At 48.2% G+C, this 6,813-nt stretch carries 7 protein-coding genes and 1 pseudogene; 7 read left to right on the top strand and 1 reads right to left on the bottom strand.

Features of this window, described 5'->3' with window-relative positions; all coding sequences use genetic code 11:
- A partial coding sequence (locus tag C5O24_RS09810; protein ID WP_107681770.1) for a plasmid mobilization protein occupies positions 1 to 379 on the bottom strand: 379 nt, incomplete at its 3' end.
- A 993-nt stretch (positions 380 to 1,372) separates the two neighbouring features.
- Between C5O24_RS09810 and C5O24_RS09805 the strand changes: the two genes are divergently transcribed.
- The 7 genes and pseudogenes from C5O24_RS09805 to C5O24_RS09775 form a co-directional block, all read left to right on the top strand.
- Positions 1,373 to 2,146 (top strand): ParA family protein, encoded by a 774-nt coding sequence (locus C5O24_RS09805; protein ID WP_161553871.1) that lies wholly within the window; start codon positions 1,373 to 1,375, stop codon positions 2,144 to 2,146.
- Positions 2,136 to 2,588 (top strand): DUF3408 domain-containing protein, encoded by a 453-nt coding sequence (locus tag C5O24_RS09800; RefSeq protein WP_107681768.1) that lies wholly within the window; start codon positions 2,136 to 2,138, stop codon positions 2,586 to 2,588. Before C5O24_RS09805 ends, C5O24_RS09800 begins: the two co-directional genes overlap by 11 nt.
- A 3-nt stretch (positions 2,589 to 2,591) precedes the next feature.
- A complete protein-coding gene (locus C5O24_RS09795) occupies positions 2,592 to 2,891 on the top strand; it encodes a DUF3408 domain-containing protein (RefSeq protein ID WP_107681767.1) in 300 nt (99 codons plus the stop codon).
- Positions 2,888 to 3,619 carry a hypothetical protein gene (locus C5O24_RS09790; RefSeq protein ID WP_107681766.1) on the top strand — a complete coding sequence of 244 codons (732 nt, stop codon included), beginning with the start codon at positions 2,888 to 2,890 and terminating at the stop codon, positions 3,617 to 3,619. The genes C5O24_RS09795 and C5O24_RS09790 overlap by 4 nt, the downstream gene beginning before the upstream one ends.
- Positions 3,620 to 3,723: 104 nt before the next feature.
- Positions 3,724 to 4,053, top strand: a complete 330-nt coding sequence (locus C5O24_RS09785; protein ID WP_371136672.1) for a DUF4134 domain-containing protein — start codon at positions 3,724 to 3,726, stop codon at positions 4,051 to 4,053.
- Positions 4,053 to 4,376: a DUF4133 domain-containing protein gene (locus C5O24_RS09780; RefSeq protein WP_107681765.1), complete on the top strand. Its 324-nt coding sequence runs from the start codon at positions 4,053 to 4,055 to the stop codon at positions 4,374 to 4,376. Before C5O24_RS09785 ends, C5O24_RS09780 begins: the two co-directional genes overlap by 1 nt.
- Positions 4,373 to 6,460, top strand: a pseudogene (locus C5O24_RS09775) (TraG family conjugative transposon ATPase); the annotation flags it as partial. The gene C5O24_RS09780 and the pseudogene C5O24_RS09775, both read left to right, overlap by 4 nt.
- Positions 6,461 to 6,813: the final 353 nt, after the last annotated feature.

Below are 6,813 nucleotides of genomic sequence, written 5' to 3'. Positions count from 1 at the left end.
CCACAATCTGTTGGCTGACTTTCACAAGCTCGATTGTCTGTTGCTCCAGTTTATACAGGGCCCGCATAGCCTTCGCCTCGGTGAAATTCTCCCGGAGCGTCTTCACAAGCAATCCGTACTCCACGCCGACGGTGCGGTAGAGAGAATTGAGGGAAGAAAGTTTGTCAATGAATATCCTTGTGTTCTCGTCAACATAGAATACTTTGAATGGCTTTTCAAACAGTACCATTTTTATAAATGCCGACATGGATTCAACCTGAACCCTATCATACATCGCCATCAGCATGGCCTGTTCGGAAGCCGTGAAGTTCACAGAGCAACGGAAGACAGTGGTGTCGATCTTCGGCTTGCGTCCGGCCTTATTGTGGTTTTGAGTCATGTGTATGTCATAAATCAGAATGTCTAAATCTGCGGAGCGCAGTGGTTGAACTATGGCGGTTGCGACTTTGGAGCAAACGCAACCAAGTTTACTTGGCAAGGGTGATGTGCTGCAAATTCTATTTGGTGCAGCATATCACATACCTTGCCGCGTATTTAAGTACGCCATAATCAGGAAAGTAAACCGATGAAACGAATGGGTGTATATATGTGAAGTAAATTCTAATCCCCATGTTGGGGAATTAAGGTAATATACCAATGCCAACAGCCATGAGGAATAATACGGACGCTGAAATATATGCGGATGTCAGCCCCGGCAGGTGGAGAATTGGCATGGTCTTATGAATGTTTGTGTGTATGTCCGTAACAAACCTCGGAGCGGTTTGGATTTGTCCGGTAAGCAATGGACGGCAATCGGTCGGTAATGGTCGGCAATATCGGAAATCCGGTAATCTTTTTCTGAATGACTGATGTTTAGTTTGCAGATTCAGTCATTTGTACGACTGGTCAATCACTCGGTCATAAGGACGTATGTTCAGCCTTCATGATGAAAGGATGTCACTTCAGACAATCAAAATCATTTAATAAAGAGCAAACATAATACTGGCATAAAGTCCGAACAGACGAACAATAATCTGAATGATTGGATATATGTCTTTATGAATGAGCGAACTGATGAATGAATGTGTTTATGTGTGCATTTCCAATCAGATGTATGGCTGTTCTTCCAATCTTCTTTATGAATGACTGAACATCTGTACATACAGAAGTCTGAACGTCTGAACATTCAGATGCAAGAATGTCTGAATGTCTGAACAGTCGAATGACCGGACATCTGATTGATATTCTTAATGAGTGGCTGAGTGAATATCGGGCGATTTTCATTCACTCGTCGGATGAGCCGGACATGGTTATCAAGCCGGACTTCCACAACAGGCACGGGAAAAGTGCCGCACGGCGGATGCCGTTCTATTTACCCAACACCAATATAATAATGAAAGAACCGATTTTTGTGGCATTCGCTACCCAGAAGGGCGGTGCCGGAAAATCCACCCTTACGACACTTGTCGCAAGCTACCTGCACTATGTCGTCGGGAAGAAGGTGCTGGCTCTTGACTGCGACGCTCGTCAGCATACGATGATTGAGTACCGCAACAAGGATTTGCTGATGTTGCGCGAGAATCCGGCATACGAGAGACGCTTGGCAAAATTCATGACTTCGTTTGGCGGTGACCCATACGGCATCATCAAATGCTCACCGTCAGATGCGATAAACCTCGCAAATGAAGAAATAGCGAAGGGCTATGAGGCCGACTATGTGTTTTTCGATATTACCGGAACGGTCAACGACAACGATCTGGTGTCATTGCTTGCCAATATGGATTACCTGTTCGTGCCGGTTACGCCTGAGACCGGGGACTTGAAAAGTTCCCTCTCTTTCGCCAACAACGTCAATGAGACCATGCTGTTCAAAGAAGGGATGCGTATAAAAGGCTTGCATCTGGTATGGAACAAGGTGCAGCCGAAAGACCGCAGCAACCTTGTGGAGATAATCAACCGGTATATGTCAACGCTGTGCCTTGAAGCCCTTGACACGGTTCTGCCGCTTAGCGTGAAATATACCAAAGACGGCAGCACATCCGGCCGCGGTGGGATTTTCCGCTCCACGTTTCTTCCCCCAGACAGGAGTCTGCTTCGCAACAGCTGTCTCCCGGAACTGGTGGATGAGATTTTAGGCATAACTAATCCTGAAAATTATGGCGGATAGACAACCTGTGACATTTGACTCAAAAAAATTCCTCGACAATTATGAGGAAAACGCATCCCATGTAAGATTGCCGTCGGCAACGGTTAAACCGGAAGACAATGATACACCCGTAAAGGATAATCCAAAGCAGGAAGTCAGGAAGAAACCGGAGGCAAGGCCTAAACCGGAGGCAAGTCACAAGCAGGATGCAGGCGCGGGACAGTCGGCGCGGGAGGTGGAATATATGGAGAACTTCATCATTCCGAGAAAATATGCCCGAATCAGCCGTAAAAGCAAACAAGTCCCAATCTGCGAGGAATTCAAGAAGAAGATTCAGAAACTGATGGTATTCTTCTCCGAGTGCGGCACGATTACCGAATATGTGAACAATGTGCTTGACAAGCATTTCAAGGATTATGAAGATGTGATCCGGCACATGAGTGACAACAATCTAAAAATATAATTTATGGCAACCGATAATAAGAAACCCAAAACTGAAAGCAATAAAAAATCACCTTGTGCCACCGCTGAACAGATTGAGGCTTACCGCTCCCAGTTCCTTGAACCCGGAGAGGTCGGCGACCGAAAAGGCATCTTCGTTCCCCGCGAGCTGGTTGACCGTCTGAAGATGTCCGTGCCGCTGTTAGGCATCGAGGGTCTGACAATCGGCGTGTTCGTAACCCGGATATTGCTGAAGCATCTCTCCGGCAATGCTGACATTCTCAACACCCTCATGGAGAAAGGGAAGAAAAAGGCACGCCTATGAATGCAGTCTCGATATTGATAATCTGCGGATTCATCTATCTGCTGTTCGTGACGTGGATGTTCGGCAAGAAGGGAGCGGGAAAAGAAAGGCCTGAACATCAAGACACGCCACTGCCGGAGGCCGGAGAGCCAATAAACTCAAATCCGGTAGAGCCCGATAAATCAAAGCCTGATGTCTCACTCGTCCCCAAGAGCGATTTCAATATGGAGGAGTTCAAAAAGGCGATTACCGAATCCATGCAGACTGCGATGATTCATGTGCTGGAGTCAATGGTTGGCGGCGAAGTCACTCCCGACCAAGTTGAATTCAAGGATAAGGATGACATATCCGAATATACCCCTGACGATACCGGGACAGAGCCGGATCCAAGCATTGACGATGTTGAGCCAGCCGCGCCTTCACCCCCGGCATCCGGCAATTCTCTTGAAGAAATTGAGAGTGCCCTGAAAGTGGCCGCAAATGCGGACAGAGCGACTGCGGATGAGAAAGCGACCGCCGGCAATGTCCTTTCCGGAATGAGCGATGTGGTGTTCATCGGGAAAATAATGGCATCCAACGAAAGAATCAACGAGGGAATTATGGCCTGTATCGCTGAAAGTCTCCGAAACAAGCCGAACACTAAAAAGAAAGTCTCTCCCGCGCCGAAGAAGAAAAGCAAGCCCATAGACGTGGGCGGCACGCTCCGTGACATTGATATGATCAAACGCAAGAAAGATGAAGAAGATTGATTACGGCTGACCGTCTGTCAGCGACCAAACCCATAGCAAATGCCGCTTCAAGGCGTTACAGTGGCGGATGAAACAAAACCGCCGCATTATACAACGTGAACAATATGAAATCTGTAAATGACAAAATGCTCAACCTCAAGGGACGAATCGTCCTCGCCGTACTGATGATTCTCTGCTCGGTGGAGTTTGTCAGTGCAGCCGGCAACGGTCTTTCCGGCATCAACGAGGCCACTACAATGGTGACCTCCTATTTTGAGCCGGGAGTGAAACTCATCTATGCCATCGGCGCGGTGGTAGGTCTTATCGGTGGTGTCAAGTGCTACTCCAAATGGAGCAGCGGCGATCCCGACACCAGCAAGACAGCCGCCTCATGGTTCGGTGCGTGCATCTTCCTTATCGTTGCCGCGACTATCCTCAAATCATTCTTCCTCTGATGAGCGAGTATCAGATCAACAAAGGCATAGGCCGGAGTGTGGAATACAAGGGGTTGAAAGCCCAGTACCTTTTCATTTTCGTCGGCGGTTTGCTTGCCCTGTTCATGGTGTTCGTCATCATGTATGTCGCCGGCATATCGCAATGGGTGTGCATCGGTTTCGGTGCCACCTCCGCCTCCGCCCTTGTGTGGCTCACATTCAGGCTCAATGCAAAATACGGACAATACGGACTGATGAAGCTCGCCGCCGTAAGATACCATCCGCGCTACATCATCAACCGTCTTCGTCTGACTCGTCTGATAAAATATAAACAAAACAAATGATAAACACCCTCAAAGCAACGACACTCGAAAGCAAACTGCCACTGTTGGCGGTTGAACACGGTTGCATCATCTCAAAGGACGCGGACATAACCGTGGCCTTTGAGGTGGGCCTCCCGGAACTGTTCACCGTCACCTCACAGGAATATGAAGCGATGCACGCCGCTTGGTGCAAGGCGATAAAGGTACTGCCGCACTTCTCCGTGGTGCATAAGCAGGACTGGTTTGTCAGTGAGAAATACGCTCCGGAACTTGACAAAGAGAATCTTTCCTTTCTCGACCGTTCGTTTGAACGCCATTTTAATGAGCGTCCTTACTTGGCTCACAAGTGCTACCTGTTCTTGACAAAGACGACAAAGGAGCGTATGCGCCAGCAGAGCAATTTCTCAACCCTCTGCCGCGGTCGTATCACTCCGAAGGAACTCAATCATGAGATGGTTGTCAAGTTCATGGAGAGCGTCGAGCAGTTCGAGCGCATTATCAATGACACCGGCTATATAAAGTTGCGCCGATTGTCCGATGATGAGATTGTCGGCACTGAAACGACCTCAGGCATTATCGAAAGGTATATGTCGCTCTCTATGGGCGAAGTCAACTGCCTTGAAGATATTGACCTGTCGGCAAAGGAGATGCGCATCGGCGACAAGATGCTATGCCTGCACACCCTCTCCGATACTGACGACCTGCCCGGCAAGGTCAGTACCGACAACCGATATGAGCGTCTGTCAACAGATCGCTCGGATTGCAGATTGAGTTTTGCCTCTCCCGTGGGCTTGCTTCTGCCGTGCAACCATATCTACAACCAGTATGTGCTGATTGACGACCACGATGAGAACCTTGCCCGATTTGAGAAAACGGCACGCAACATGAATTCACTCTCAAAATACAGCCGTAGCAACGCTATCAACAAGGAGTGGATTGACCGCTATCTCAACGAGGCACATTCTTACAGCCTGACCTCGGTGCGCTGCCACTGCAACATAATGGCGTGGAGCGATGATGCCGAGGAACTGCGACGGATCAAGAACGATGTCGGCGGACAGCTCGCCACTATGGGCTGTATGCCGAGGCACAACACCATCGACTGCCCGACGCTGTTCTGGGCGGCGATGCCCGGCAACGAGGCTGATTTTCCTGCCGAGGAAAGTTTTTACACCTTCATCGAACCTGCCGTGTGCTTCTTCACTGCCGAAACCAACTACCGCAGTAGCCTATCTCCATTCGGCATAAAGATGGTTGACCGTCTTACGGGTAAGCCCGTCCACTTGGATATTTCCGATGAGCCGATGAAGCGTGGCATAACCACAAACCGCAACAAGTTCATACTTGGCCCGTCGGGCAGCGGAAAGTCGTTCTTTACCAACCACTTCACCCGCCAATATTATGAACAGGGCGCACATATCCTGTTGATTGATACCGGTAATTCCTATGAGGGACTGTGTAACCTCATTCACAACCGCACACATGGTGATGATGGAATATACTACATTTATTCAGAGGAAAAGCCGATTTCATTCAATCCATTCTATGTTGAGGACGGAGTCTTTGATGTGGAGAAAAAGGATTCTATCAAGACACTGCTGCTGACGCTGTGGAAGTCGGAGGACGACCGCATAAGCAAGACCGAAAGCGGCGAACTTGGCTCGGCATTGTCGATGTTCCTTGAAAAGATGTCGAAGGACAGGAATATAGTGCCAGGTTTCAATGCTTTCTACGAGTTTATGAGAGATGAATACCGTGCGGAAATGGCTAACCGTCCGATACCCATCTACAAACAGGACTTCGACATTGACAACTTCCTGACGACCCTACGGCAATACTATCATGGTGGTCGCTTTGATTTCCTGCTCAATTCAAAGGAGAACATAGACCTGCTAAACAAGCGGTTTGTGGTATTCGAGATTGATGCCATACGCGACAACAAAGACCTGTTCCCCGTGGTGACAATCATCATCATGGAGGCTTTCATCAACAAGATGCGAAGGCTGAAGGGTATCCGCAAATTGCTCATTGTGGAAGAAGCGTGGAAGGCTTTGTCAACTGCGAATATGGCAGAGTATCTAAAGTATATGTGTGCGCCCGTAAAGGTTGCAGCGTAAATATCCCTATGGCAAGGGATTAGGTTAGAGTTCAGCAATACATAAACTTTGGGCAATCTGCCTGATTAGCATCTATTAAGTGTCAGATAACAAAGTTTAACGTGTTAAAAAAACCTATCATCTGCCGACTTACTTGTTTCGGGAAAACTTAACCGAGCAGGGAGTGTAGCATGTCGGAAAAGTCATAAGTCAGTCAGTTACCAGACTGCGACTGAATGGCGAGATGAAAAGATAGATATGAGGATAAAGTCCGAATTGATTGAACGATAGTCCGAGTGGTCCGACTTGAGGCTATGACGTAAGGTAACTGTTAATCGTCATATCGTGATACTACTGTAGTG

Origin of the sequence: Paramuribaculum intestinale, from assembly GCF_003024925.1 — a bacterium.
Taxonomy (GTDB): domain Bacteria; phylum Bacteroidota; class Bacteroidia; order Bacteroidales; family Muribaculaceae; genus Paramuribaculum; species Paramuribaculum intestinale.
This window is presented reverse-complemented; position numbering and strand designations above follow the sequence as displayed.

Excerpts from the sequence above, each read along its gene's own strand:
- C5O24_RS09785 (WP_371136672.1), top strand. The coding sequence starts at position 3,724 with ATGAAATCTGTAAATGACAAAATGCTCAACCTCAAGGGACGAATCGTC.
- C5O24_RS09805 (WP_161553871.1), top strand. The coding sequence starts at position 1,373 with ATGAAAGAACCGATTTTTGTGGCATTCGCTACCCAGAAGGGCGGTGCC.
- C5O24_RS09800 (WP_107681768.1), top strand. The coding sequence starts at position 2,136 with ATGGCGGATAGACAACCTGTGACATTTGACTCAAAAAAATTCCTCGAC.
- C5O24_RS09780 (WP_107681765.1), top strand. The coding sequence starts at position 4,053 with ATGAGCGAGTATCAGATCAACAAAGGCATAGGCCGGAGTGTGGAATAC.
- C5O24_RS09790 (WP_107681766.1), top strand. The coding sequence starts at position 2,888 with ATGAATGCAGTCTCGATATTGATAATCTGCGGATTCATCTATCTGCTG.
- C5O24_RS09795 (WP_107681767.1), top strand. The coding sequence starts at position 2,592 with ATGGCAACCGATAATAAGAAACCCAAAACTGAAAGCAATAAAAAATCA.